Below are 24,518 nucleotides of genomic sequence, written 5' to 3'. Positions count from 1 at the left end.
GCCGTCCGGAGTAACCGACGTCAGGACAGCGGAGGACATGCCGAAAAAAGACGGAGCCATCGAGATCGAAGGTCGGGTCATCGAGCCCCTGCCGAACGCCATGTTCCGGGTGGAGCTCGCCAACGGCCACAAGGTGCTGGCTCACATCAGCGGCAAGATGCGGCAGCACTACATCCGCATCCTGCCGGAGGATCGGGTTGTCGTCGAGCTCTCGCCGTACGACCTGACCCGCGGGCGCATCGTCTACCGCTACAAGTAAGCCTGACGGCGGCCGGGAAACGTCCCGTGTCCGTCTTCGACGTCCGGTGTCGCGCCTCGTGACGCCGGGCCAGATGGGAAGTAAGGCAACCGTGAAGGTCAAGCCGAGCGTCAAGAGGATCTGCAACAAGTGCCGGGTGATCCGCCGGCACGGCCGGGTCATGGTGATCTGCACCGACCCGCGCCACAAGCAGCGCCAGGGCTGAACCAGGCCCACATCACACATGCTCGTCCCAGCCGCGAGCGGTGCGCAGCGCGTACTTTCTCGTGGTTGACCCCCGGTCGGAGGCCGGGGCCCGCTCGGGCAGCGACCGACTCCCGGTCGCCGGCGTGGTTGCGCCGGAAGGACGGGACGGTCGGTAGCGGGGTGGGACGGGTCCAGACCTCCGGCAGAACACCACAAGGAGTACGCCCGCACATGGCACGTCTAGTCGGCGTGGATCTCCCCCGCGAGAAGCGGCTGGAGATCGCGCTCACCTACATCTTCGGCGTGGGTCGCACCCGCGCCCTGGAGACGCTCGCTGCCACCGGCATCTCGGCGGACAAGCGCGCCCGGGACCTCACGGACGAGGAGCTTGTCCAGCTCCGCGACCACATCGAGGCCAACTACAAGGTTGAAGGTGACCTGCGCCGCGAGGTCGCCGCTGACATCCGTCGCAAGGTCGAGATCGGCTGCTACGAGGGCATCCGGCACCGCCGGGGCCTGCCCGTCCGTGGCCAGCGGACCCGCACCAACGCCCGGACCCGCAAGGGCCCGAAGCGGACGGTCGCCGGCAAGAAGAAGGCCGGCAAGAAGTAGTTCTTAAACCGGGATTCTGGTCGTTCTCCGCCGAGGTGGGCCGGGCTCCAACCGGAACCGGTGTCCACGGAATCAACTGGGCGAAGAGCCAGAACCCCGATCGAGAACCATCACAGGAGCGCACAGACTTATGCCACCAAAGGCTCGTGCCGGAGCCGCCGTAAAGAAGGTCCGGCGCAAGGAACGCAAGAACGTCGCCCACGGGCAGGCGCACATCAAGAGCACCTTCAACAACACCATCGTGTCCATCACGGACCCGACCGGTGCCGTCATCTCCTGGGCCTCCGCGGGCCAGGTCGGCTTCAAGGGTTCCCGTAAGTCGACCCCGTTCGCCGCGCAGCTGGCGGCCGAGGCCGCCGCGCGTCGGGCCATGGAGCACGGCATGCGCAAGGTCGACGTGTTCGTCAAGGGTCCCGGCTCCGGCCGGGAGACCGCCATCCGTTCGTTGCAGGCGGTGGGCCTGGAGGTCGGGCAGATCTCCGACGTCACGCCGCAGCCGCACAACGGGTGCCGTCCGCCGAAGCGTCGCCGGGTCTGAGAGGTTAGAGAGAGATGGCTCGTTACACCGGTGCTGACTGCCGCCGTTGCCGGCGGGAGAAGATGAAGCTGTTCCTCAAGGGCAGCAAGTGCGATGGTCCGAAGTGCCCGTTCGAGTCCCGGCCGTTCCCGCCCGGGCAGCACGGCCGCGGCCGCACCAAGGAGACGGAGTACCTCCTCCAGCTCCGTGAGAAGCAGAAGGCCCGCCGGGTGTACGGCGTGCTGGAGAAGCAGTTCCGCGGCTACTACGAGGAGGCCGTGTCCAAGCAGGCCAAGACCGGTGAGGTCCTCCTGCAGATCCTCGAGTCGCGGCTGGACAACGTGGTCTACCGGGCCGGCTACGCCAAGTCCCGGGACATGGCCCGTCAGCTGGTCAAGCACGGTCACTTCACGGTGAACGGCAAGAAGGTCGACATCCCGTCGTACCGCGTCAAGGAGCACGACATCATCGAGGTCCGGGGCAAGAGCAAGGAGCTCACCCCGTTCATCGTGGCCCAGGCCGAGGCCGGCTCGCGGAGCGTTCCGGCGTGGCTGGAGGCGATCCCCAGCCAGATGAAGATCCTGGTGCACTCGCTCCCGGCCCGACAGGTGATCGACACCCAGGTCCAGGAGCAGCTGATCGTCGAGCTCTACTCGAAGTAGGGCTCGTTGCGGTGGCCCGCCCGTCGTCGGGCGGGCCACCGGAACAGTTTGTGTCGTGGGCGTCATATAGCGGGCGCCCCGGAAGAGAAGAGAAGACATGCTCATCAGCCAGCGACCGACCCTCTCCGAGGAGTCGATCAACGAGACCCGGTCCCGGTTCACCATCGAGCCGCTGGAGCCGGGCTTCGGCTACACCCTGGGCAACTCGCTGCGGCGTACGCTGCTGTCGTCCATCCCGGGTGCGGCGGTCACCTCGATCAAGATCGACGGTGTGCTGCACGAGTTCACCACGATCCCCGGCGTCAAGGAGGACGTGGTCGAGCTCGTCATGAACATCAAGGAGCTCTGCGTCAGCTCCGAGCACGACGAGCCGGTCAGCATGTACCTGCGCAAGCAGGGCCCGGGTGACGTGACCGCCGGTGACATCCAGCCCCCGGCCGGTGTCTCGGTGCACAACCCGGACCTGAAGCTCGCCACCCTCAACGGCAAGGGCCGGCTCGACATGGAGCTGACCGTCGAGCGGGGTCGCGGCTACGTCACGGCGGCGCAGAACAAGCAGGCGGGCGCGGAGATCGGCCGGATCCCGGTCGACTCGATCTACTCGCCGGTGCTCAAGGTGACGTACCGCGTCGAGGCGACCCGGGTCGAGCAGCGGACCGACTTCGACCGGCTGATCATCGACGTCGAGACCAAGCCGTCGATGGGCCCGCGTACGGCACTGGCCTCGGCCGGCTCGACGCTGGTCGAGCTGTTCGGGCTGGCGCGGGAGCTGGACGAGACCGCGGAGGGCATCGACATCGGCCCGTCCCCGCAGGACGCGCAGCTGGCGGCGGATCTCGCCCTGCCGATCGAGGAGCTGGACCTGACCGTTCGCTCCTACAACTGCCTCAAGCGCGAGGGCATCAACTCCGTTGGTGAGCTCATCGGGCGTACCGAGGCCGACCTCCTCGACATCCGCAACTTCGGTCAGAAGTCGATCGACGAGGTCAAGATGAAGCTCGCCGGGATGGGTCTGGGGCTGAAGGACTCGGCTCCGAACTTCGACCCGGCGCACGTCGTGGACACCTTCGGCGAGGCCGACTACGACACCGACGACTACCGCGAGACCGAGCAGCTCTAGTCCGCGCTGCCGCCACACCTGAGGAGCACCAAGCATGCCCACGCCCACCAAGGGCCCCCGCCTCGGCGGCAGCCCCGCGCACGAGCGGCTGATGCTGGCCAACCTGGCCACCTCGCTGTTCCAGCACGGCAAGATCAAGACCACCGAGACCAAGGCCCGGCGGCTGCGCCCGCTCGCCGAGCAGCTGATCACCAAGGCCAAGCGGGGCGACCTCGCGTCGCGTCGCCGGGTGCTGACCGTGGTCAAGGACAAGGACGTGGTCTACGCCCTGTTCGACCAGATCGCGCCGCGGTACGCCAACCGCAACGGCGGCTACACCCGGATCGTGAAGACCGGTCCGCGCAAGGGTGACGCCGCGCCGATGGCGATCATCGAGCTGGTCGAGGAGCTTCAGGTCGCCGAGCCGAGGGCGAACAAGAAGACCGCCGCCCGCAAGGCCACCCAGCAGGACAAGGTCGAGGCGCTGGCCCCGGCCGACGAGGTCCCCGCCTCGCGTCCGGCCGACCAGGACGCCGAGCCGCCGCAGTCGGTCTCCGGTGACACCGCCGCCGCCCGCGAGGACAGCGACCTGGCCACCGAGGAAGGCAAGGTCTGATCCAGGCCGCAAGGTCTGATCCAGGCCGTCGGGCCCGGCATCCCCACGGGGTGCCGGGCCCGACCCGTCGAGGAGGTGGGACGTGGACGAGCGGACCCGGCTGCGGCTGGATGTCGCGTACGACGGCACGGACTTCTCCGGCTGGGCCGCCCAGCCGGACCGGCGGACGGTGGCCGGGACGCTGGTCGAGACGCTGGACCTGGTGCTCGGTGCCGGCACCGCGAGCGGGCTGACCGTCGCCGGGCGGACCGACGCGGGGGTGCACGCCACCGGGCAGGTCTGCCACCTCGACCTGCCCGCCGAGGTCTGGCGGGCGCACGAGGGCCGGCTGCTGCGCCGGCTGGCCCGGCTGCTCCCGGCCGACGTGCGGATCCGGGCGATGAGCGAGGTGCCGGCCACCTTCGACGCCCGTTTCTCGGCCACCTACCGCCGCTACGAGTACCGGGTGACCGACGCCGCGTGGGGCGCGGACCCGCTGCGCCGGCACGAGATCCTGGCCTGGCCCCGCGTGCTCGACCTCGACCGGCTCGCCGCCGCGGCGGCCGGCCTGGTGGGGGAGCACGACTTCGCCGCGTACTGCCGGCGCAAGGAGAACGCCACCACGCTGCGGGAGGTGACCCGGTTGGACTGGCGGCGGGACGCCGACGGAATCCTGGTGGCCACCGTGCAGGCAGACGCGTTCTGCCAGGCGATGGTGCGCAGCCTGGTCGGCGCGATGCTGGTGGCCGGGGACGGCCGCCGGCCGGTGGAGTGGCCGGCCGGCCTGCTCACCCGGCGGGAGCGGTCCAGCGAGGTGACCGTGGCGCCGGCGCACGGGTTGACCCTGGTGGCGGTCGGCTACCCGGACGACCCGGCCGGGTACGCGCGCCGGGCCGAGGCGACCCGGCGGCTGCGGGTGCCGGCCGACACCTGAGAGGCGTGCGCGAGGCGCGCCCGCCTCCCGCGTCGACCGGGTCAGTCCTCGGTGGACCCGCTCTGGCTGCCGGTGCCGTCGGAGGGCCGCTCGGTCGGCTGGCTCGCCGTTCCGCCGTCGGCCCGGCGCTCCAGCACGCCCTGGTTCAGGTGCTGTTCGAGCAGGTCGAAGAGGATCTCGCGGACTCCGGTGTCGCCGGAGCGGATCGTCGCGCCGTCGGTGCGGGCAACCACCGCGTACCCGATGTAGTGACCGCGTACCTGCCAGCCGACCCGGGCCGGTGCGGTGGTGATGACCTCGGTGCCGTCGCCTGCCGACATGCCCCGGAAGCGGCCCTGCCGCTCGTCGAGCACCTGGCGGATCTTGTCCCGGGCCCGTTCGGCGCTGGACCGGTCGGCGAGGTTGAACAGCCCGGCGGTGACCAGGTGGTCCCCGTCCGGCGCACGGAGGGTGGCCCGGACGACCTGGTTGCAGCCGAGCCGCACCAGCAGGTCCGCGACCTCCCCGGTGGCGGCCACCGCACAACTGGCGCTGGACTGGGTGCGGAGCACCTCGTACCCGGTCTGGCTGTCGCCGATCGCGAGGGTGCTGGCGGGGAAGACCTCCCGCGCGGTGAGCGGGGCCTGGTCGGTGTCCCGGGAGTCGAGGTCGCTCGCCTCGGCGGGCGCGCCGCCACGGGTGGTGTCCGGCGCGGCGCTGGGTGCGGCCTGCTGGCCGATCAACGTCCGACCGTCCAGCAGGGTGGCGGCGGTGAGGCCGCAGAGGGCGAGCAGCACCAGCACGGCGGCGCCGCCGACCAGCACCTGCCAGGCCCGGCCGCCACCGCGACGCGGCGGCGGCGCGATGGTCGTCGTGCCCGGCTCGGGCGGTGCCGCACCGACGCCGGTCGACACCGGCTCGCCCGCTGCCGGTACGGGCTCGTGTCGTGGTGCCGGTTCCCGTGGCGGCATGGGCGCCGTACCGGGTGGCGGTGCCGACGAGGGCAGCACGATCTGGTTCGGACGGGCCAGCGACGGCGCGGGGAAGCGCGACGGGGATGGCCCGGCCGGGGGCGGTGGGCCGGACCGGACCGGCTCACCCTCGGGCTCGTCGCCCCGGTACTGAGCGTAGGCGTCCTCATCGGAGTCGTACCGATATACCATGTTGTCCAGAGTAAGGACGTTTATCCCTTTAGTGGGTAATTCCGGAGAAAACGTGGCAGGCGGACGTGTCGCATCCGCCGCGACTCCCGTGCCTGGGGTCGGATCCGCGCCGGTGCGAGAATGGCCGGCGTGACCGGGGACCACTACTTCACCGCCGAGCCGAACGCGCCCGCCCAGGCGCGCGAGGTGCAGTTCACCGTCGCCGGGCGCGACTACACCCTGGCCTCGGCGTCCGGGGTCTTCTCGGCCTCCCGCCTCGACCCGGGCACCGCCGTGCTGCTGCGCAAGGCCGCCCTGCCGGATCCCGCCACCACCGGCGCCCTGCTCGACCTCGGTTGCGGCTTCGGCCCGATCGCCTGCGTACTCGCCACCGTCGCGCCCGCCGCGACGATCTGGGCGGTGGACGTCAACGAGCGGGCCCGGGAGCTGGCGGCCGCGAACGCGACCGGGCTCGGTGTGGCCGGCCGGGTGCACGTGGCGGCCCCCGAGGAGGTGCCCGCCGACCTGGGCTTCGCGCAGATCTGGTCCAACCCGCCGATCCGGATCGGCAAGGACGAGCTGCACCAGATGCTGCTGCGCTGGCTGCCCCGACTGGCACCGGAGGGGGTGGCCTGGCTCGTGGTGGCCCGTCATCTCGGCGGTGACTCCTTGCAGCGCTGGCTGGTCGAGCAGGGCTGGCAGGTCGGCCGGCATGCCAGCCAGAAGGGCTTCCGGGTGCTCCGCGTCACCCGCTGACCGGGTAATCGGTTGGCCGGCCGGTCCCGCTCGGGCAGGATGCCCGGGTGGGATATGTGGACGTGGCGGCGGTCGGGCATGTCCTGCCGGACGGGCGGGAACTCTTCACCGACGTGTCGTTCCGGGTCGGCGAGGGCGCCAAGGTGGCGCTGGTCGGGCCGAACGGCGCCGGCAAGACCACGCTGCTGCGGATGGTCGCCGGTGACCTGCCGGTGCACACCGGCGCGATCGCGCGTACCGGCGGGCTGGGAGTGATGCGCCAGTTCATCGGCATGATCGGTGACGAGTCGACCCTGGCCGACCTGGCCCTGTCGCTCGCCCCGCCGGCGCTGCGCGACGCCGGCCGGCGGCTGGTCGAGACCGAGGCGGCCATGCGCGCGGCCGAGCTGCGCGGCAAGTACAGCACCGCCGCCGGCAAGGCCCAGCTGGCGTACGCCGACGCGCTGGCCGCCTGGGGCGAGACCGGCGGGTACGACGCCGAGGTGCTCTTCGACACGGTCGCCACCATCGTGCTCGACCTGCCGTGGGACACCGCCCGGCACCGCCCGGTCCGCACCCTCTCCGGCGGCCAGCAGAAACGCTTCGCGCTCGAACTGCTGCTGCGCGGCACCGAGGAGGTGCTGCTGCTCGACGAGCCGGACAACTTCCTCGACGTGCCGGGCAAACGCTGGCTGGAGGCACGGCTGCGGGAATCGGCCAAGTCGGTGCTCTACGTCTCCCACGATCGGGAGTTGCTGGCGCGTACCGCCGACCGGGTGGTCGCCGTGGAGGGCGGCAGTGCCTGGGTACACCCGGGCGGCTTCGCGGACTGGCACTCCGCCCGGGTAGCCCGCCACGCCCGCCTCGACGAGAGGCGCAAACGGTGGGACGAGGAGCACCAGAAGCTGCGCGAGCAGATGCTGATGTACAAGCAGAAGGCTGCGTACAACTCCGACATGGCCTCGCGGTACCAGTCGGCGCAGACCCGGCTGCGCAAGTTCGAGGAGGCCGGGCCACCCCCCGTACCGCCGAAGGAGCAGGACATCCGGATGCGGCTGGCCGGCGGGCGGACCGGCAAGCGGGCGCTGGTCTGCGAGCAGCTGGAACTCGACGGCCTGACCTACCCCTTCGAGCTGGAGGTGTGGTTCGGCGACCGGGTCGCGGTGCTCGGTGCCAACGGCACCGGCAAGTCCCACTTCCTGCGCCTGCTGGCCCGGGGCGGCACGGATCCGGACCCGGCGAACGGGCCGGTCGACGCGGCGGCGGCGCTCGCACCGGTGGCGCACGGCGGGGTGGCCCGGCTCGGCGCGCGGGTGCGGCCCGGCCACTTCTCCCAGACCCACGACCGGCCGGAGCTGACGGCGAAGACGCTGGTCGAGATCCTCTGGCGGGGGGACGAGCACCGGGCCGGCATGGACCGGCACGCGGCCATGGCCGCGCTGAGCCGGTACGAGCTGGCCGGGCAGGGCGACCAGCGGTTCGGCACGCTCTCCGGCGGGCAGCAGGCCCGCTTCCTGGTGCTACTGCTGGAGCTGTCCGGGGCGACCATGCTGCTGCTCGACGAGCCGACGGACAACCTCGACCTGGCCTCGGCCGAGGCGCTGGAGGCCGGGCTGGCCGCCTTCTCCGGGACGGTGGTGGCGGTGACCCACGACCGCTGGTTCACCCGGACCTTCGACCGCTTCCTGCTGTTCCGGGGCGACGGCGAGGTGGTGGAGACGGACGAGCCGGTGTGGGACGTCGGGTGATCGACATATGGTTGATCTCGTGACTGAGATGACCTATCGCCGGCTGGGCGACTCCGGGCTCGTGGTGTCCGTGGTGGGGATCGGCTGCAACAACTTCGGCCGCAAACTCGACCTCGATGGTACCCACGCGGTGGTCGACGCGGCCCTCGACGTCGGGATCAACTTCTTCGACACCGCCGACATCTATGGCGAGCCGCACGGGGCGTCGGAGGCGCAGCTCGGCGCGGCCCTCAAGGGCCGCCGGGACGACGTGGTGGTGGCGACCAAGTTCGGCATGTCGATGGGCGGCGGCAACGGGCGCGACTTCGGGGTACGCGGCTCGCGCCGGTACGTGGTGCGGGCGGTCGAAGCGTCGCTGCGCCGGCTGGACACCGACTACATCGACCTGTACCAGTTCCACGAGCCGGACCCGGGCACCCCGATCGACGAGACGCTGTCCGCCCTGGACGACCTGGTGCGGGCCGGCAAGGTGCGCTATCTGGGCAACTCCAACTTCACCGGCTGGCAGATCGCCGACGCCGACTGGACGGCGAAGACCCGGGGGCTGACCCGCTTCGTCAGCGCGCAGAACCACTACAGCCTGCTCAACCGGGACGCCGAGATCGAGGTGCTGCCCGCGTGCGAGCGGTTCGGCCTCGGCATGCTGCCGTTCTTCCCGCTCGCCAACGGGCTGCTCACCGGCAAGTACCAGCGCGGCGAGGCCCCGCCCGCCGGCAGCCGCCTCGCCGGCGGTGGCCGGTACGCCCAGCGCCTTGCCGCCGCCGACTGGGACACCATCGAGGGCATCGAGGCGTACGCCGCCGAGCGGGGCGTGTCGATGCTGCACGTGGCGATCGGCGGGCTGGCCGCCCAGCCGGCGGTCACCTCGGTCATCGCCGGTGCCACCACCGCCGAGCAGGTGCGGGCCAACGCCGAGGCCGGTGCCTGGCAGCCCAGCGAGGCCGACCTGAAGGCCCTGCGCGAGGTGCTCGACCGGTAGCCACCCGGGTCGGCGGGGAGCCCGCCTTGGCAGGCCGGCGGATCTGCCGTACGGTGACACGCAAGTAACCCACGGGAGCCCGGTCGACCGGGCTGAGAGGGGGGCTGTGAGCCCCCGACCGTCGAACCTGATCCGGGTAATGCCGGCGCAGGGAGGAGCGTTGCCGTGCCGTCCCTGGGACGACTGCATCTGATCACCGACACCCGGCCCGGTCGGGATCCGCTCGCCGTGCTGCGGGCCGCCCTGCTGGTGGCCGCCCCCGAACTCGTGGTGCAGGTCCGGGTCGAGGACACCGCGACCGACCGGCAGGCGTACGACCTGACCCGGCGGGTGCTCGACCTCTGCGCGCCGTACGGGGTGACCTGCCTGGTCAACGACCGGCTGGACGTGGCGCTGGCGGCGGGCGCGGCCGGTGGCCACGTCGGCGCGGACGACCTGCCGGTCGCGGCGGCCCGTCGGGTGCTCGGCCCGGCCGCCGTGCTGGGTGCCACCGCCCGGGAACCGGGTGCGGCGGTCGAGGCGGTCGCCGCCGGCGCGAGCTACCTGGGCGTGGGCCCCTGTCACGCCACCACCACCAAGGACGGGCTGCCACCGGCGATCGGGGTGCCCGGCATCCGGGCGGTGGCCGAGGCGGTCGGCGTACCGGTGATCGCCATCGGGGGAGTGACGGCGGCGGACGTGCCCGCGTTGCGGGCCGCCGGCGCGTACGGGGTGGCGGTGGTCGGCGCGCTCTCCGGAGCCGCCGACCCCGCCCGCGCCGCCACCGAGCTGATCGGGGCGCTGGCGTGTTGACCGGGGGCCCCTCCGCTGCCGGAGGCGTTGACCGGGGGCCCTTCGTCGCACCGGATGTCGCGGTGGTGGGGGCGGGGCCGGTCGGGCTGGCGATCGCCTGGCGGTGCGCGGCGCGCGGGCTGCGGGTGGTCGTGCACGATCCGGCGCCCGGGTCGGGTGCCTCGCACGTGGCCGCCGGGATGCTGGCGCCGGTGGCCGAGGCGTACTTCGGCGAGCGGGAGCTGACCGCTCTGCTCACCGAATCCGCCGGGCGCTGGCCCGGGTTCGCGGCCGAGCTGGCCGAGGCGACCGGCGCCGACCTCGGCTACCGGACCGAGGGCACGCTGGTGGTCGGGCTGACCTCGGATGACCTGGCCGAGGCGCGCCGGCTCTGGGCGTACCAGCAGGGGCTGGGGTTGCCGGTGACGCCGCTGCGCCCCGCGCAGCTGCGCGAGCGTGAGCCGGGGCTGGCACCCCGGCTGCGGGGCGGCGCGCTCGCCGCCACCGACCATCAGGTCGATCCGCGCCGGCTGGTGCCGGCGCTGCGGCTCGCGGCCGAGCGGGCCGGGGCGGTGCTGGTCGCCGAGCCGGTGCGCCGGCTACGCGAGGTCAGGGCCGGCGTCACGGTGGTCGCCGCCGGCTGTGGCGCCGCCGTCCTCACCGGGCTGCCGGTCCGGCCGGTGAAGGGTCAGGTGCTGCGGCTGCGCGCGCCCGGTGGCGGCCGGCCGGGCTTCCGGCACGTGATCCGGGGGTACGCAGACGGCGAGCACGTCTACCTGGTCCCCCGGGACAGCGGTGAGGTGGTGGTCGGCGCCACCGTCGAGGAGCGCTCCGATCTGGACGTCTCCGCCGGGGCGGTGCTGCGGCTGCTGCGCGCCGCCGTCGACCTGCTGCCCGAACTCGCCGAGTACGACCTGGTGGAGACGGTGGCGGGGCTGCGCCCCGGTACGCCGGACAACGCCCCGATCCTCGGCCCGTTGCCGGGCCACCCGGGCGTGCTGGTCGCCACCGGCCACCACCGGCACGGGATCGTGCTCACCCCGGTCACCGCGGACCTGATCGCCGATCTGGTCACCGGGGGTGGCCCCGACCCGCTGCTCGCCCCCTTCCGGCCGGACCGGTTCGCCACCACGGGGGACGCCGTGCCGGTGGCGGCCGGCGCTGCCACCACGCCCGCGCACTCGACGGAGGATGACTCGTGGAACTGACGGTGAACGGTGTCGGGCGCAGCCTGCCGGACGGGCTCACGGTCGCCGACCTGGTCCGGGACGTGACCGGCCAGCAGCGGGGCGTGGCGGTGGCGGTGAACGGTGAGGTGGTGCCGCGTACCGGCTGGCCGGCGGCCGTGCTGCGCGGCGGCGACCGGGTCGAGGTGCTCAGCGCCGCCCAGGGCGGGTGAGCCGGTTGGACGGCGCATCGGCGGGCTTCGAGCTGGGCGGCGTACGCTTCGGTTCCCGGCTGATCCTGGGCACCGGCGGCGCGGCCAACCTGCACGTGCTGGAGCAGGCGATCCGGGCGTCCGGCACCGAGCTGGTCACCCTGGCGTTGCGCCGGGTGGAGACCGGGCCGGGCGGCTCCGGCGGGCTGCTGGATCTGCTCGCCCGGTGCGGCGTACGGCTGCTGCCCAACACGGCCGGCTGCTACACGGCCGGCGAGGCGGTGAAGGTGGCCCGGCTGGCCCGGGACGCGTTCGAGACCGACTGGGTCAAGCTGGAGGTGATCGGCGACGAGCGCACGCTGCTGCCCGACGGGGTGGAGCTGCTGCGCGCCGCCGAGGAACTCGTCGACGACGGGTTCACCGTGCTGCCGTACACCTCGGACGATCCGGTGCTGGCACGGCGCCTCGCCGACGTCGGCTGCGCGGCGGTGATGCCGGCCGGCGCGCCCATCGGGTCCGGCCTGGGGATCAACAATCCGCACCACATCCGGCTCATCCGGCAGGACGTCGACGTCCCGGTGATCCTGGACGCGGGCATCGGCACCGCCTCCGACGCGGCCCTGGCCATGGAGCTGGGCTGCGACGCGGTGCTGCTGGCCAGCGCGGTGACCCGCGCGGCGGACCCGGTGGCGATGGCCACCGCGATGCGGTACGCGATCGAGGCCGGACGGCTCGCCCACGGCGCCGGCCGCATCCCGCACCGCTTCCACGCCCTCCCCTCCACCCCCGACGAAGGCCGCCCCGACCTGTGACCGCCCAGCGCAACCTTGCCGACCTTGGTGCGAAACCGCCCCGTGGAGGGCCGTCGCGTACCACGATCCCGCTGCCCTCCGGCGTCGTCGTGCTGACGGATCGGCGGGGAGTGGCGGGTGGGCGCAGCGGGGTGGGTCGGCTGGGTGGGGTGGCGGGGTTGGTCCGGGTGGTGGCGGGGGCGGTGGCCGGGGGAGTGCGGTGGGTGGTGCTGCGGGAGAAGGACCTGCCCCGGGCCGAACGCCTCGCCCTCGCCACCGAGCTGCGGCCGATCCTGGCCGAGGCCGGCGGCACCCTCATCGTCGCCGGCCCCGACCCGCTGCTCGCCGCGCCTGATGCCTTCTCGGTGGGCTGGTCACCGGTCGCGCTGCACCTGTCGGCGGCCGGCCCCTACCCGCCGCCCGCCGCCGACCTGGTCGGTCGGTCCTGCCACGACGAGGCGGAGCTGCGCCGACTCACCACCGAGGACTATGTCACCCTCTCGCCGGTCTATCCGACCAGGACAAAGCCCGGCTACGGCCCACCCCTGCGACCCGAGGGCCTCGCCGAGCTGATCCGGAGCAGCCCCGTGCCGGCCCTGGCCCTGGGCGGCCTCGAAACCCCCGCCCAGGTACGCGCCTGCGTCGAGGCGGGCGCCACCGGAGTCGCCGTCCTCGGCGCCGTCATGCGCTCGGATGACCCCCAAGAAACCGCCGCCGCCCTCACCAAAGCCTTCCAAGAGGCAGCCACACCGGATCCGCTGACCCCCCACCCCACGCCGGATCCTCGGACGGCAGCCCTTGACCGGACAACCGGAAGGTCGCCGACGGCATCGACCACGTCAGGGCGGCGGCCGACCGTGCCCACGGAGGGATCAAGCCTGACCGCCCGGAGTGGGCACGGTCGGCCGCCGCCCCAACCCGCAACCACGCCGCCGCGAAGGCCGAAGCCCTAGACCGCGACCGAAGAACAGCAGCCCGACAAGCGAAGAGGAAGTGACGTGACCCCCACCACCGTGCTCACCGTCGCCGGCTCGGATTCCGGCGGTGGTGCCGGAATCCAGGCCGACCTGAAGGTCTTCGCCGCCCTCGGCGCGTACGGCACGAGCGTCCTCACCGCGGTCACCGCGCAGAACACCCGGGGCGTGGACGCGGTGCTGCCGCTGCCCCCGCAGACGGTGACCGAGCAGCTCGACAGCGTGCTGTCGGACTTCGCGGTGCGGGCGGTGAAGACCGGGATGCTCGGCACCCCGGCCGTGGCGGGGGCGGTGGCCGACGCGGCTGCCGCCGGCCGGCTGCCGCAGCTGGTCGTCGATCCGGTGCTGGTGGCCACCAGCGGGCATCGGCTCGGTGTGGTGGAGGCGGTGGAGCGGCTGCTGCCGTACGCCCGGGTGGCGACGCCGAACAGCGCGGAGGCCGCGGCCCTCACCGGGGCCGCGGTGACCACTGTGGCGGAGATGGCGGTGGCGGCGCGGGCCCTGGCGGCCGGCGGGCCGGAGTGGGTGATCGTCACCGGCGGTGACGTGGATGCCGGTGAGGAGGCGGTGGACGTGCTGCACGGCCCGGACGGGACCGACGTGCTGCGCGCCCCCCGGGTGCCGACGCGGCACACGCACGGGACCGGATGTTCGTTCTCGGCGGCCGTCGCGGTGCGGCTGGCGCTGGGCGATCCGGTGCCGGCGGCGGTCGCGGCGGCGAAGGAGTACGTGACCCGCGCGCTGACCGGCGCGCGGAACTGGGAGCTGGGCGCGGGACGCGGACCGATGGACCACTTCGGCTGGTCCGCCTGATCAGGGAGGCTGTCATGCAGGCACGTCGCAAGGTGTACGTCGAGGGATCCCGGCCGGACATCCGGGTGCCGTTCGCGGAGGTGGAGCTGACCGGGGACAACCCGCCGGTGCGGCTCTACGACACCTCCGGCCCGGGCTCGGACCCGGAGGTCGGGCTGTCGCCGCTGCGCGGACCGTGGATCGCCGAGCGGGGCGACGTGGCGCCGGTACGGGGTGCCGGCACCCCGCTGGCCGGGGCGGGCGGGAAGCGGCCGACGCAGCTCGCGTACGCGCGGGCCGGCATCGTCACGCCGGAGATGGAGTTCGTCGCGGTACGGGAGGGCATGGCGCCGGAGTTCGTCCGGGACGAGATCGCGGCCGGGCGGGCGGTGCTGCCGCTCAACGTCAACCACCCGGAGTGCGAGCCGGCGATCATCGGCAAGGCGTTCCTGGTCAAGGTCAACGCCAACATCGGCACCTCGGCCGTGACCTCGTCGGTGGCCGAGGAGGTGGAGAAGCTGACCTGGGCCACCCGGTGGGGCGCGGACACGGTGATGGACCTGTCCACCGGCAAGCGGATCCACGAGACGCGCGAGGCGATCGTGCGGAACTCGCCGGTGCCGATCGGGACGGTACCGATCTACCAGGCGCTGGAGAAGGTCGGTGGCGACCCGGTAAAGCTGAGCTGGGAGGTGTTCCGGGACACCGTCGTCGAGCAGGCCGAGCAGGGCGTGGACTACATGACCGTGCACGCCGGGGTGCTGCTGCCGTACGTGCCGCTGGCGGTGGACCGGGTCACCGGCATCGTGTCGCGGGGCGGCTCGATCATGGCTGCCTGGTGTCTGGCGCACCACGAGGAGAACTTCCTCTACACCAACTTCCGGGAACTGTGCGAGATCCTGGCCCGTTACGACGTGACGTTCTCCCTCGGCGACGGCCTGCGGCCCGGCTCGATCGCGGACGCCAACGACGAGGCGCAGTTCGCCGAGCTGCGTACGCTGGGCGAGCTGACGAAGATCGCCTGGGAGTACGACGTGCAGGTGATGATCGAGGGCCCCGGGCACGTGCCGATGCACAAGATCAAGGAGAACGTGGACCTCCAGCAGGAGTGGTGCCACGAGGCGCCGTTCTACACGCTCGGCCCACTGACCACCGACATCGCCCCCGCGTACGACCACATCACCTCGGCCATCGGCGCCGCGATGATCGGCATGTTCGGCACCGCCATGCTCTGCTACGTCACGCCGAAGGAGCACCTGGGGCTGCCGGACCGCGACGACGTGAAGGCCGGCGTGATCGCGTACAAGATCGCGGCGCACGCGGCGGACCTCGCGAAGGGGCATCCGGGCGCGCAGGCCTGGGACGACGCGCTCTCCAAGGCGCGGTTCGAGTTCCGCTGGGCCGACCAGTTCAACCTCTCGCTCGACCCGGAGACCGCGCGGTCGTACCACGACGCGACGCTGCCCGCCGAGCCGGCGAAGACCGCGCACTTCTGCTCGATGTGCGGGCCGAAGTTCTGCTCCATGAAGATCACTCAGGATCTCAAGGAGTACGCCGCCCGTGGCATGCAGGACAAGTCCGACGAGTTCGTCGCCGCCGGTGGTCGGGTCTACCTACCGCTGGCCTGATCCTCTCGGAGCGCGGGGATCTGGGCGTCTCCCGATCTGCGGCAGTAGCAGCAGCCGCCACGCTGGACAGGAGACGCCGCTACTGCCACGGATCACCGCGGGTGCGTGGGTGGCCGGCCGTCAGTCGCGGTGGTGCCGTCCGGTGGAGCGCAGCGAGCGGCGGGGTTTCGGCGGCTCGGGCTCGTCGTCGGTCGAGGGCCGGCCGAGCCCGGCCACCCAGTCGACGTACTCCTCGTCCTGGGCCGGCAGCGGCTCGTCGCGCTCGGGCGTGGCAACGGCCTCCCCGGAGCGGGACCTGCCCAGGCGGAACAGCCCGCGCCGGCCCTTCTCGGGTTCGCGGTCGGGCTGGACGTCCTCGGCCCGCGCGACGGGCGGCTTGGTGAAGGCGACCGACAGGTCCCGGGCGGTGGCCGCCGGTTCGATGGTGACCTCCGGGTCAGCGGCGGTCGGGCCGGCGTCGGCGGAACCGATGCCGCCTCGCCGTTCGGCCGGCTCGGCGGCGCGGGGGTCGGGCAGGCCGGCCAGGTCGGTCGGGGACGGGCTGGCCAGGTCAGTGTCGGGCGGGCCGGCCGGGTCCGCCGTGGGCGGGCTGGCCGGGTCGGTGTCGGGCGGGCCGGCCAGGTCGGCCGGGGGTAGGGCACCGCTGGCCGGCGGCGCGGGTTGCCGGTGGGCGGGGGTGAACGCGTCCCAGGTCGTCGCCCGGTTGAGGTCGGGCATCGGGAAGCGCGGCCGGGGCCGAGGTGCCGCCTCCTCCCCGCTTCCGTCACCCGCAACGCCATCCGCCGGTGCAGCGCCGGCCACCGGTGCTGCGCCGGCCAGCGGTGCCGGTTCGGGGTCTGTCGTCGCGGTAGGCGCGGGGTCCGCGGCTGCCGGCGCATCGGCCGTGCTCGGGGCGGCGGCGGGCGTCCGGGGCTTGCCGGTACGCCGGGGCGTCGGCGCCTTACGAGTGGGAGTGGGAGAAGCCGGAGGTTCCTCCGCCGGCTGGGTGGCGCGAACCACCGGCCGGATGTCGCTGCCGTCGCCGACCGGTGACTGGCCGCTCGCCGGCTCGGAACCCCGCCCCGTTCCCGCCGCCGCCTCGCCCGCCTGCCCGCCGTTCGCGGCCTGCGCGTTGTCCGCGGACCGCGCGGCTTTGGTGGCCTGTCCGCCGTCGGTGGCCTGCCCGCTGTTCGTGGCCTGCCCGCCGTTGGTGGCCTGCACGCTGTCTCCGGCCGGTGTGCCGCCGTCGGGTCGACCGCCGTTTGCCGGTACGTCTGCCGGCGCAGCGGCGGCCGGGGCCGGGGTGGCGGTGGCGCCGGTGTCCGGTTCGGTTGTGGCGGTGGGTGCGTCGGTGCGGGCAGCCGGCCAGTGCCAGTGTGGGGGAGGGGCGTCCTCGACACCGGTGGCGTGCGGGTTGGCGCGGGCGGGCGCGCCGTCGGAGGCTGGGCCCGCGCCGGTGTCGCCGCTGACGACGATGACCGAGTCGGTGGTGGATTCGGTGCCGGCGGGAGCGTGGGCTGCCGAGGGCAGGGCGGGGGTCGCGGGCAGTGGTTGGAGGATGTCGGTCGGCTCGATGGCGGTCCCGGTGGCGGGCCGCTCACCGGCCGCCCAGGGCAGCAGTGCCGCGGCGGCCGAACCGAGCGCGCCGACGACGACCGCGATCAGCGCGCCGTAGTAGGGCGTGAGCTGGTAACGGTCGCCGGCGTCGCCGGGACCGGCGGCGAGATAGGCGAACGCGACCAGCACCGGACCGGCGGCCCCGCTCGGCCCGCTGACCAGCGGGGGATGCCCACGCCGCCGGGCCAGGGCCGCGGTCGCCGCTCCGGCCAGCAGGGTCACCAGCGGCAGGATCAGCAGCGCCAGTCGCTGCGCGGCGTCGGCGGAGAGCCATGCCGGCTCCAGCACGCCGAGGCGTACCGGGGTCAGCGGCCCGCTCGCGCCCAGCGACGGGAGGACCGACAGCAGCGCGAGCAGCCACACCACCGCGGCCACCGCGGCCATGTTCCACGCGAATGGTGGCCGTACCAGCACGGCCAGCGCCGCGCCCGCGCCGATCACCGCGCCGAGACCGGCGCAGATGGCGACGGCCCAGACCGGGTCCACCGAGATGAGTTCGGCGCTGCGGGCCGGCTGCATGCACAGGGGCGCCACGACCGTGGCGCCCAGGGCGGCGCCGCCCGCGACGGCCAGCTGCCGGGTGGTGCCGGTGAGCCGTCCGTCGTGGCGGGCCAGCCGCTCGGTGAGGACGGCACCGATGACGGCGGCGTTCGTCGCGAACCAGCCGGCCCAGACGAGCTGGGCGGGCCACTGGTTGACGCTCACCCCGGTGAAGGTGCCGGTGAGCCGGACTATGCCGAAGCCGAAGGCGAGGCCGAGCTGGCCGGCACCGGCCAGCAGGCTGACGCCGAGCGCCGTGAACAGTAGTCGGATCGAGGTCCGATGGGCCATGACCGGCACGTTACGGTCCGCCGCCACCGATCGCCACCGGCACGCCGTGGGAGGCCGTAGTACCTGCTCGCGGCGGGTGGTGTGGTCTGTGGTGGATCTCCCGGAGCGACCCGACGTGAGTGGGTTTCATAAGTGAAGGCTGAACGAGACGAAGGCCCGGCTTCCCGTGTTCGGAGGGCCGGGCCCTTCTTGCGTCTCGAAGGATGAGATGCGGACGCGAGATCTTGGACAGTTTCCGTTCAGCGCTAACGGAAACTGTCCAAGATCTGGACGCGGAGCCCGCGCCGCCGCGCTGCGGATGCGCTGATGGTTGTCCGGCGGGCAACCGTCGCCGGCCGATGCGCCCGCGAGAAACCGACGGGTCTACTTGAGTTCGACCAGCCGGGCCAGGTAAGTCGTGTCGCCGACGTTGGTCAGCATGTGCACGGCACCCGGATCGCGGTAGACCACCCCGCCGGTCGGCTCGTCGGCGTCGATCCTGGTCCCGTCGATGGTCTGTACGACGTTCTTCGCACCCTGGACGGCCACCACGAGGTAGGGATGGTCGTGCCGGTGCAGCGGCTGCCGCTCGCCCGGCTCCAGCCGGATGTGCCACACCCGGACCCGGTCGTTCTCGAAGACGATCTCCTGCCCCACCGGACCGAGGGTGGGCTCCTGGCCGGGCGCGTGGAGGTCGAGCGGCGTGTCGGTCATCGGGTTCCGTCCAGTCGGGGAAGCACCTCGGCGGCGATGAGTTCCAGGTGGTCCAGGTCGGTGATGTCGATCAGGCGCAGGTGCACCCGGGCGGTGCCGATCGCCGCGAACTCGCCGATCCGGTCGACCAACTGCTCCGGCGAGCCGACCACCGGGTCCTCCGGCGGCAGGGCGCTCTTGACGTGCAGCGGTGCCGCCCGCCGCCGGGCCTCGGCGTCGGTACGCCCGATCGCCACCACGATCCCGGCGGAGAGCGTCAGCGGCCGGTCACCGGTGCGATCGACCCGGTGACACGCCTCACGTACCCGCTCGTACGCCTCGGTGGTCTGTTCGATGCTGGTGAAGGGCACGTTGAACTCGTCGGCGTAGCGGGCGGCCAGCTCCGGGGTGCGCTTGGGGCCGCGTCCGCCGACGATCACCGGCGGCCCGGGGGTCTGCACCGGCTTGGGCAGGGCCGGTGAGTCGGTGAGCCGGTAGTGGTCGCCGGTGTAGCTGAACGTCCCGCCCGACGGGGTGCCCCAGAGTCCGGTGATCACGTCGAGCTGCTCGGCGAGCCGGTCGAAGCGTTCGCTGGTGCCGGGGAACGGGATGCCGTACGAGGCGTGCTCCCGGGCGTACCAGCCGGCGCCGATGCCCAGCTCGACCCGGCCGCCGCTCATCTGGTCGACCTGGGCCACCATCACGGCCAGCGGGCCGGGCAGCCGGAAGGTCGCCGAGGTGACCAGCGTGCCCAGCCGGATCCGGCTGGTCTCCCGGGCGAGCGCGGCCAGCGTCAGCCAGGCGTCGGTCGGGCCGGGCAGCGCCGGCTCGTCACCCATGGCCTGGTAGTGGTCGGCGCGGAAGAATCCGTCGAAACCGCCGTCCTCGGCGAGCCGGGCGAACCGCAGCTGGTCGTCGTAGCTGGCGCCCCGGTGCGGCTCCGTGAAGACGGCCACCCGCATGCTACTCATCGCCCTTCCGCGCCGGCGGCCGCTGGCTGGTCGCGTTCCATCAGCAGTTCGTGCAGGTCGGCACTGACCCGGGCGACGTCCGCCAGGTGGGCGTTGCGACCGAGGGTGCGGGGCCGGGGGATGGCCACCTCGACGATCTTGCGGACCCGGCCGGGTCGCGGACTGAGCACCACCACCCGGTCGGCGAGCAGCACCGCCTCGTCGATGGAGTGGGTGACGAAGACCACGGTGGCGCCGGTGCGCATGTGCACCCGCTGCAACTCCCCGGCCAGCTCCTCGCGGGTGAGCGCGTCGAGCGCGGAGAAGGGTTCGTCCATCAGCATCACCCGGGGGTCGCCGATCAGCGAGCGGCAGAGGGAGACCCGCTGCTGCATGCCGCCGGACAGCTCGTGCGGCAGCCGCTTCTCGAAGCCGGCCAGCCCGGCCACCTCGAGCAGGTCCCGCGCCCGGTCCCGGTGATCGGCGCGCTTCCAGCCGAATATCTCCACCGGCAGCAGGACATTGTCCAGCACGGTGCGCCACGGGAGCAGGGCCGGCCGCTGGAACAGCATGGCGATGTCCTGGCGTGGCCCGGTGACCGGCGTGCCACCCACGGCCACCTCGCCGGCGGTGACCGGGATGAGGCCGGCGATCAGCCGCAGCAGGGTGGACTTGCCGCACCCCGAGCGGCCGAGCACTGCGACGAACTCGCCGTCGCCCACGTCGAGGTCGATGCCGCGCAGCGCTTCGACCCGGCCGGTACGGCCGTCGAAGGTGCGCGACACCCCGGACAGGCGGATCATCGGGCGGGCCTCCCGCTGACTGAGTGGTCAGGAACCTGCCAAAGGCTATCGGCCTTCACCCGGTATCGCACCGTCCGGGGTGGACATCACTTTGTTTCCGTTCCGCAACCCGGTACGCCTGGCGTCGCAAAGGTGGGGCTCTCGTACGCTGTGCCCGCGAAGAGTCCACTCCATACGCGGTGTCGGCTTCCATCCCGGCCGCCGGTGCCGCCAGACAACTCCCTCCCGGTGGTCGACGCCCCGGTTGGAAAGGACAAGGTGCACTGATGAGAAGGCTGACCCGTTCGGTCGCCGCGGCCACGATGGCCACCGCCCTCGCCCTGGTCGCCGCGTGCAGCAGCGGTTCGGACGACGCCGACGACAGCAGCGGCGTGGGCGCGTCCCTGGAGCAGGTGACGTACCTCACGTCGTTCGGCAACTTCGGGCGTGACGCCTACGCCTGGGTGGCCAAGGAGAAGGGTTTCTTCAAGGACGCCGGCTTCGATGTGGAGATCAAGCCCGGGCAGGGCACCGGCGCCGTGATCCAGACGATCGTCGGCGGCCAGGCGCACTTCGGCCCGATCGACCTGACCGGTGGGCTGCTCCAGCTCGGCAACGGCGACGCCAAGGACTTCGTCGCGGTGGCCGCGATCCAGCAGCGCACCATGGCCGCGATCGCCACCGTCGAGGGCACGGGGATCAACACCCCGAAGGACCTGGAGGGCAAGAAGCTCGCGGACACCCCCGGTTCGGTGGTCCGCAACCTCTTCCCGACGTACGCCCGGATGGCCGGCATCGACTACACCAAGGTGACCTGGGTCAACGGTGAGGCGCAGACCCTGATGGGCACGCTGGCCTCCGGCTCGGTCGACGGCATCGGCCAGTTCGTCGTCGGCCAGCCGACCATCGAGGCGGTGACCAAGAAGAAGGCCGTCCTGCTGCCGTACAGCAACGTGATGCAGGACCTCTACGGCAACGTGCTGATCACCTCCAAGCAGTACGCCAGCGACAACCCGGAATCGGTCAAGAAGTTCACCGAGGCGCTGCTCAAGGGCCTGGAGTACGCCCTGGCGAACCCGCCGGAGGCGGCCGAGATCCTGGCCAAGAACGCCGAGGCGGTCAACCCCGAGGCCGCCGCCGCCGAGCTGCAACTGATGGCCGGGTACGTCCGCTCCAGCAACTCCGGCACCGCACTGGGCACGCTGGACAGTGGCCGGGTCGCCAAGAGCATCGCGATCCTGCGCGGGGCCGGCGCCCTGAAGTCGGACCTCACCCCCGACCAGATCATCGACTTCAACCTCGCGCCGAAGGCCTGAGGCCGACCGGTTCGACGACGGGGTACGCCACACCGGACGTCCGGTGTGGCGTACCCCGCTTCCCGTGCCAGATCACCGTGAATCGCAGGAGGATCCATGACCGACGTCGTCCCACGGCAGCCGGAGGTGGCGCTCGCGTCCGAGCCGTCCCGGGTCGGACCGCGTGACCGGCGGTGGCGGCCGGGTGACCTACGCGACGGTGTGGCGGCCGCCCTGCTGCCGGCGGCCGGCCTGCTGATCGCCCTCGGTCTCTGGTGGCTGGTCGCCCGGCTGGAGTTGATTCACCCGGCGGCGCTGCCGCCACCCGGTGACGTGCTGACGGCGTTCGGTGAGCGGCCGGCACGGCTGCTGGAGCACACCGTCGCCACCACCGGCGAGATCCTGTTCGGCTTCGCCCTCTCCGTGGCCGCCGGGGTGCTGCTCGGCCTGGCGCTGGCCGTCTCCCGGACGGTCGAGCGGATGTTCACCCCGCTGCTGGTGGCCGTCAACGCGGTGCCGAAGATCACCCTTGGCCCGCTGCTGGTGGTGGCGCTCGGCTGGGGCCAGAAACCCATCCTGACCATGGTGTTCCTGCTCTGCTTCTTCCCGATCGTGCTCTCCACCGCGACCGGTCTGACCACCACGCCCGCCGAGCTGGCCGAGCTGGTCCGCTCCTACAACGCCTCCCGCTGGCAGGCGTTCCGCAAGGTGCGCTTCCCGGCCGCGCTCCCGCAGATCTTCGTGGGTCTGAAGGTCGCCATGCCGCTGGCCGCGATCGGTGCCGTGATCGGCGAGTTCCAGGCCGGCGAAGGTGGTCTCGGCTACGTCATCCAGCAGTACGCGGGCATCGGCGACACCGCCACGGCCTGGGCGGCGATCATCCTGGTCGCCCTGGTCAGCATCCTGCTCTACGCCGCGCTCGTGCTCATCGAGCGCCGCAGCCTACCGTGGCTGCGGGAGACCACCTCCAGCCGCTGAGCCGGGGGTGGGGCCGGTGGTAGGGCCGGCTGGGGAGCCGGCCCTCCGGTCAGCCCTGTAGCCGCCACCGGCCGTTGCGGGCGACCAGCGTCGTCAGGGCCTGCGGCATCAGCCCGGAGTGGTTGTCGGGCGTCATCCGGATCGGTCCCGTCAGGCCGTCCAACTGGGACGTCTCCAGCACGTCCCGGAGGGCGTTCCGGTCGACCTCGCCGACTGCGCCACCGGAGCGCAGTTCGGCGTCGGCGATGAGCTGGACCGCGTCCGCGGCGAACGACGCGGAGCCGTGGTAGCCGCCGAAGCGGGCGGTGTAGTCCTGGAACCACTGGCGGCGCGCGGCCTTCGCGGGGGTGGTCGCGATCACGTCGTCGATCACCATCGTCTGGGTGAAGACCAGGGTGGCCCGCTCCGCCGCCTTCGCCGCGGCGCCGAGGAAGAGATCCCCCGCAGCCGAGGCGTCGAGGAAGAGCGCCCCGGTGAAGCCGGCCGCCTTGACCGCGCTGGTGGCGAGCATCGCCTGCTCCGGCGGGGCCCAGATGACCAGGGCGTCGGGCTCGGCCGCGACCAGCGTCCCCGCCTGCCCGTCCAGCTCGGTGTCGGTACCCCGGACGGAAGCCTCGGCCAGCACCTGGATGCCGACCTTGTCGAACTCGCGGCGCAGCGCCGTGGCGCCCTCCTGGCCGTACGCGTCCTCGCTGCGCAGCAGGCCGATCGTGTCGATGTTGCGGCGGCGGAGTTGGTCGGTGAGCGTGGCGGCGTTGTCGGCGGCGTTCGGTGCCAGTTTGAACATGTAGCGGCGTTCCGCGACCGGGCTGGCCACGGCTCCGGCGGCGGCCAGCGCGATGGTGGGGATCTGCTTCTCGTTGACGGTGCGCACCGCGCCGACGGCGCATTCGTTGCAGCCGCCCATGATGATGGCGCTCACCCGCGAGTCGTTGCTGAAGTCCACGATGTTTCGCAGTGACTCGCTGGCGTCGGAGCGGTTGTCCTTCGGCAATAGTCGGATTGTCCGGCCGTTCAGTGCGCCCGAGGCGTTCAACTGCTCGACCTTCAGTTCCAGGGCCTGCCGGTACGCCTTGCCGACCCCGGCCGCCGCGCCGGAGAGTTCCAGGTCGGCGGCGATCACGATGGGGCTCGTGTCCTGCTCCTGCCCGCCGAACTGGCAGCCGGCGAGCGTGGTGGCCAGCAGGGTCGACACGACCGCCGTGGCGGTCGCGGAGCGGAAGGGGGTCAACTCTGTCCTCCTGATGCGGCGCGGATGCCCCGGTCGCCGGTGGTACGACCGTCCTATGTGGATAATGAGACGGCTCTGCCGTACCGTGTGCGCGGAGCCTGCAAAACCTTGCCAATGCTGGGCGCTGTGGTCAAGCGGAGTAACCGGAGCCGTTTCGGGACTGCAATCCCACATGTTGGTGTAACCAGATGTTTTCAAATGCTTACTGTGGCGACACGTCTGACCACTCTGGAGTCACACGCCCTGTTCAGGGCGTTGTGGAAATGTAGGTATCAGTTGACCGGATCACGGGATGCGTGCCGTCCGACCGTTTCCTGCCCTCCTGCGGCTTCCCAAACACGATCTCGTCTGATGAAATCGCGGCCGTGCCGTGCGTGGCGCCGACCGTCGCCTCGCGTACGG

Annotated in this window: 26 protein-coding genes and 1 riboswitch; of the genes, 20 read left to right on the top strand and 6 right to left on the bottom strand. The window is 72.5% G+C overall.

What is annotated here, in order from left to right:
* The first annotated feature begins 37 nt into the window (after positions 1–37).
* The 8 genes from infA (at position 38) to truA (ending at position 4,864) form a co-directional block, all read left to right on the top strand.
* Positions 38–259: a translation initiation factor IF-1 gene (gene infA / locus O7615_RS08945; RefSeq protein WP_007073013.1), complete on the top strand. Its 222-nt coding sequence runs from the start codon at positions 38–40 to the stop codon at positions 257–259.
* Between the two features lie 91 nt (positions 260–350).
* A complete protein-coding gene (gene rpmJ, locus O7615_RS08940) occupies positions 351–464 on the top strand; it encodes a 50S ribosomal protein L36 (RefSeq protein ID WP_012184307.1) in 114 nt (37 codons plus the stop codon).
* Positions 465–676: 212 nt separating this feature from the next.
* Complete coding sequence (gene rpsM, locus O7615_RS08935; protein WP_278176911.1) at positions 677–1,057, top strand: 30S ribosomal protein S13; 381 nt, start codon at positions 677–679, stop codon at positions 1,055–1,057.
* A 130-nt stretch (positions 1,058–1,187) separates the two neighbouring features.
* On the top strand, positions 1,188–1,595 hold the full coding sequence (gene rpsK / locus O7615_RS08930) for a 30S ribosomal protein S11 (protein WP_007073011.1): 408 nt from the start codon (positions 1,188–1,190) through the stop codon (positions 1,593–1,595).
* Between the two features lie 14 nt (positions 1,596–1,609).
* Entirely contained in the window at positions 1,610–2,236 is a 627-nt protein-coding gene (gene rpsD, locus O7615_RS08925; protein WP_278176910.1) for a 30S ribosomal protein S4, read from the top strand.
* 97 nt (positions 2,237–2,333) lie between these two features.
* Positions 2,334–3,356: a DNA-directed RNA polymerase subunit alpha gene (locus tag O7615_RS08920; RefSeq protein WP_091079335.1), complete on the top strand. Its 1,023-nt coding sequence runs from the start codon at positions 2,334–2,336 to the stop codon at positions 3,354–3,356.
* A 34-nt stretch (positions 3,357–3,390) separates the two neighbouring features.
* On the top strand, positions 3,391–3,951 hold the full coding sequence (gene rplQ, locus O7615_RS08915) for a 50S ribosomal protein L17 (protein ID WP_278176909.1): 561 nt from the start codon (positions 3,391–3,393) through the stop codon (positions 3,949–3,951).
* Positions 3,952–4,033: 82 nt separating this feature from the next.
* Positions 4,034–4,864 carry a tRNA pseudouridine(38-40) synthase TruA gene (gene truA / locus O7615_RS08910; RefSeq protein ID WP_278176908.1) on the top strand — a complete coding sequence of 277 codons (831 nt, stop codon included), beginning with the start codon at positions 4,034–4,036 and terminating at the stop codon, positions 4,862–4,864.
* Positions 4,865–4,905: 41 nt separating this feature from the next.
* Here truA and O7615_RS08905 read toward each other — a convergent pair whose 3' ends face one another.
* Positions 4,906–6,006, bottom strand: coding sequence for a hypothetical protein (locus O7615_RS08905; RefSeq protein WP_278176907.1), 1,101 nt, complete (start codon positions 6,004–6,006; stop codon positions 4,906–4,908).
* A gap of 129 nt (positions 6,007–6,135) precedes the next feature.
* Here O7615_RS08905 and O7615_RS08900 point away from each other — a divergent pair, with 129 nt between their 5' ends.
* The 10 genes from O7615_RS08900 to thiC all read left to right on the top strand — a co-directional run bounded on the left by O7615_RS08900 (position 6,136) and on the right by thiC (position 15,781).
* The gene (locus O7615_RS08900; protein ID WP_278176906.1) at positions 6,136–6,741 is read left to right on the top strand and encodes a methyltransferase; all 606 of its coding nucleotides are present in this window, start codon (positions 6,136–6,138) and stop codon (positions 6,739–6,741) included.
* 47 nt (positions 6,742–6,788) lie between these two features.
* Positions 6,789–8,468, top strand: a complete 1,680-nt coding sequence (locus O7615_RS08895) for an ATP-binding cassette domain-containing protein (protein WP_278176905.1) — start codon at positions 6,789–6,791, stop codon at positions 8,466–8,468.
* Between the two features lie 28 nt (positions 8,469–8,496).
* Positions 8,497–9,447, top strand: coding sequence for an aldo/keto reductase (locus tag O7615_RS08890; protein WP_278182026.1), 951 nt, complete (start codon positions 8,497–8,499; stop codon positions 9,445–9,447).
* Positions 9,448–9,508: 61 nt separating this feature from the next.
* A riboswitch (TPP riboswitch) is annotated at positions 9,509–9,618 on the top strand.
* Positions 9,613–10,239 (top strand): thiamine phosphate synthase, encoded by a 627-nt coding sequence (gene thiE / locus O7615_RS08885; protein ID WP_278176904.1) that lies wholly within the window; start codon positions 9,613–9,615, stop codon positions 10,237–10,239. (Overlaps the previous riboswitch by 6 nt.)
* Positions 10,233–11,426: a glycine oxidase ThiO gene (thiO, locus tag O7615_RS08880; RefSeq protein WP_278176903.1), complete on the top strand. Its 1,194-nt coding sequence runs from the start codon at positions 10,233–10,235 to the stop codon at positions 11,424–11,426. Before thiE ends, thiO begins: the two co-directional genes overlap by 7 nt.
* A complete protein-coding gene (thiS, locus tag O7615_RS08875; protein ID WP_278176902.1) occupies positions 11,417–11,617 on the top strand; it encodes a sulfur carrier protein ThiS in 201 nt (66 codons plus the stop codon). The genes thiO and thiS overlap by 10 nt, the downstream gene beginning before the upstream one ends.
* A gap of 5 nt (positions 11,618–11,622) precedes the next feature.
* Positions 11,623–12,408, top strand: a complete 786-nt coding sequence (locus tag O7615_RS08870; RefSeq protein WP_278176901.1) for a thiazole synthase — start codon at positions 11,623–11,625, stop codon at positions 12,406–12,408.
* A 110-nt stretch (positions 12,409–12,518) separates the two neighbouring features.
* A complete protein-coding gene (locus O7615_RS08865) occupies positions 12,519–13,340 on the top strand; it encodes a thiamine phosphate synthase (RefSeq protein ID WP_347405121.1) in 822 nt (273 codons plus the stop codon).
* 45 nt (positions 13,341–13,385) lie between these two features.
* Positions 13,386–14,174 carry a bifunctional hydroxymethylpyrimidine kinase/phosphomethylpyrimidine kinase gene (thiD, locus tag O7615_RS08860; protein ID WP_278176899.1) on the top strand — a complete coding sequence of 263 codons (789 nt, stop codon included), beginning with the start codon at positions 13,386–13,388 and terminating at the stop codon, positions 14,172–14,174.
* Between the two features lie 14 nt (positions 14,175–14,188).
* Positions 14,189–15,781 carry a phosphomethylpyrimidine synthase ThiC gene (thiC, locus tag O7615_RS08855; protein WP_278176897.1) on the top strand — a complete coding sequence of 531 codons (1,593 nt, stop codon included), beginning with the start codon at positions 14,189–14,191 and terminating at the stop codon, positions 15,779–15,781.
* Between the two features lie 120 nt (positions 15,782–15,901).
* Here thiC and O7615_RS08850 read toward each other — a convergent pair whose 3' ends face one another.
* The 4 genes from O7615_RS08850 to O7615_RS08835 form a co-directional block, all read right to left on the bottom strand.
* Positions 15,902–18,208: a hypothetical protein gene (locus tag O7615_RS08850; RefSeq protein WP_278176896.1), complete on the bottom strand. Its 2,307-nt coding sequence runs from the start codon at positions 18,206–18,208 to the stop codon at positions 15,902–15,904.
* Between the two features lie 363 nt (positions 18,209–18,571).
* The gene (locus O7615_RS08845; RefSeq protein ID WP_278176895.1) at positions 18,572–18,901 is read right to left on the bottom strand and encodes a cupin; all 330 of its coding nucleotides are present in this window, start codon (positions 18,899–18,901) and stop codon (positions 18,572–18,574) included.
* Positions 18,898–19,842: an LLM class F420-dependent oxidoreductase gene (locus O7615_RS08840; protein ID WP_278182025.1), complete on the bottom strand. Its 945-nt coding sequence runs from the start codon at positions 19,840–19,842 to the stop codon at positions 18,898–18,900. The genes O7615_RS08845 and O7615_RS08840 overlap by 4 nt, the downstream gene beginning before the upstream one ends.
* Before the next feature lie 5 nt (positions 19,843–19,847).
* Complete coding sequence (locus O7615_RS08835; protein WP_278176893.1) at positions 19,848–20,633, bottom strand: ABC transporter ATP-binding protein; 786 nt, start codon at positions 20,631–20,633, stop codon at positions 19,848–19,850.
* A gap of 266 nt (positions 20,634–20,899) precedes the next feature.
* Here O7615_RS08835 and O7615_RS08830 point away from each other — a divergent pair, with 266 nt between their 5' ends.
* Complete coding sequence (locus O7615_RS08830; RefSeq protein WP_278176892.1) at positions 20,900–21,928, top strand: ABC transporter substrate-binding protein; 1,029 nt, start codon at positions 20,900–20,902, stop codon at positions 21,926–21,928.
* Positions 21,929–22,024: 96 nt separating this feature from the next.
* Complete coding sequence (locus O7615_RS08825) at positions 22,025–22,885, top strand: ABC transporter permease (protein ID WP_278176891.1); 861 nt, start codon at positions 22,025–22,027, stop codon at positions 22,883–22,885.
* A 49-nt stretch (positions 22,886–22,934) separates the two neighbouring features.
* Here the strand turns inward: O7615_RS08825 and O7615_RS08820 are convergent, their stop codons facing one another.
* On the bottom strand, positions 22,935–24,116 hold the full coding sequence (locus O7615_RS08820; protein WP_278176890.1) for an ABC transporter substrate-binding protein: 1,182 nt from the start codon (positions 24,114–24,116) through the stop codon (positions 22,935–22,937).
* Positions 24,117–24,518 lie beyond the last annotated feature (402 nt).

Origin of the sequence: Micromonospora sp. WMMD1082, assembly GCF_029626175.1 — a bacterium.
Taxonomy (GTDB): domain Bacteria; phylum Actinomycetota; class Actinomycetes; order Mycobacteriales; family Micromonosporaceae; genus Micromonospora.
This window is presented reverse-complemented; position numbering and strand designations above follow the sequence as displayed.

What these genes read in the sequence shown, in the direction of transcription:
- infA (WP_007073013.1), top strand. Translation starts at nt 38, where the DNA reads ATGCCGAAAAAAGACGGAGCCATCGAGATCGAAGGTCGGGTCATCGAG.
- rpsM (WP_278176911.1), top strand. Translation starts at nt 677, where the DNA reads ATGGCACGTCTAGTCGGCGTGGATCTCCCCCGCGAGAAGCGGCTGGAG.
- rpsK (WP_007073011.1), top strand. Translation starts at nt 1,188, where the DNA reads ATGCCACCAAAGGCTCGTGCCGGAGCCGCCGTAAAGAAGGTCCGGCGC.
- rpsD (WP_278176910.1), top strand. Translation starts at nt 1,610, where the DNA reads ATGGCTCGTTACACCGGTGCTGACTGCCGCCGTTGCCGGCGGGAGAAG.
- O7615_RS08920 (WP_091079335.1), top strand. Translation starts at nt 2,334, where the DNA reads ATGCTCATCAGCCAGCGACCGACCCTCTCCGAGGAGTCGATCAACGAG.
- rplQ (WP_278176909.1), top strand. Translation starts at nt 3,391, where the DNA reads ATGCCCACGCCCACCAAGGGCCCCCGCCTCGGCGGCAGCCCCGCGCAC.
- O7615_RS08905 (WP_278176907.1), bottom strand. Translation starts at nt 6,006, where the DNA reads ATGGTATATCGGTACGACTCCGATGAGGACGCCTACGCTCAGTACCGG.
- O7615_RS08890 (WP_278182026.1), top strand. Translation starts at nt 8,497, where the DNA reads ATGACCTATCGCCGGCTGGGCGACTCCGGGCTCGTGGTGTCCGTGGTG.
- thiC (WP_278176897.1), top strand. Translation starts at nt 14,189, where the DNA reads ATGCAGGCACGTCGCAAGGTGTACGTCGAGGGATCCCGGCCGGACATC.
- O7615_RS08850 (WP_278176896.1), bottom strand. Translation starts at nt 18,208, where the DNA reads ATGGCCCATCGGACCTCGATCCGACTACTGTTCACGGCGCTCGGCGTC.
- O7615_RS08845 (WP_278176895.1), bottom strand. Translation starts at nt 18,901, where the DNA reads ATGACCGACACGCCGCTCGACCTCCACGCGCCCGGCCAGGAGCCCACC.
- O7615_RS08840 (WP_278182025.1), bottom strand. Translation starts at nt 19,842, where the DNA reads ATGCGGGTGGCCGTCTTCACGGAGCCGCACCGGGGCGCCAGCTACGAC.
- O7615_RS08835 (WP_278176893.1), bottom strand. Translation starts at nt 20,633, where the DNA reads ATGATCCGCCTGTCCGGGGTGTCGCGCACCTTCGACGGCCGTACCGGC.
- O7615_RS08830 (WP_278176892.1), top strand. Translation starts at nt 20,900, where the DNA reads ATGAGAAGGCTGACCCGTTCGGTCGCCGCGGCCACGATGGCCACCGCC.
- O7615_RS08825 (WP_278176891.1), top strand. Translation starts at nt 22,025, where the DNA reads ATGACCGACGTCGTCCCACGGCAGCCGGAGGTGGCGCTCGCGTCCGAG.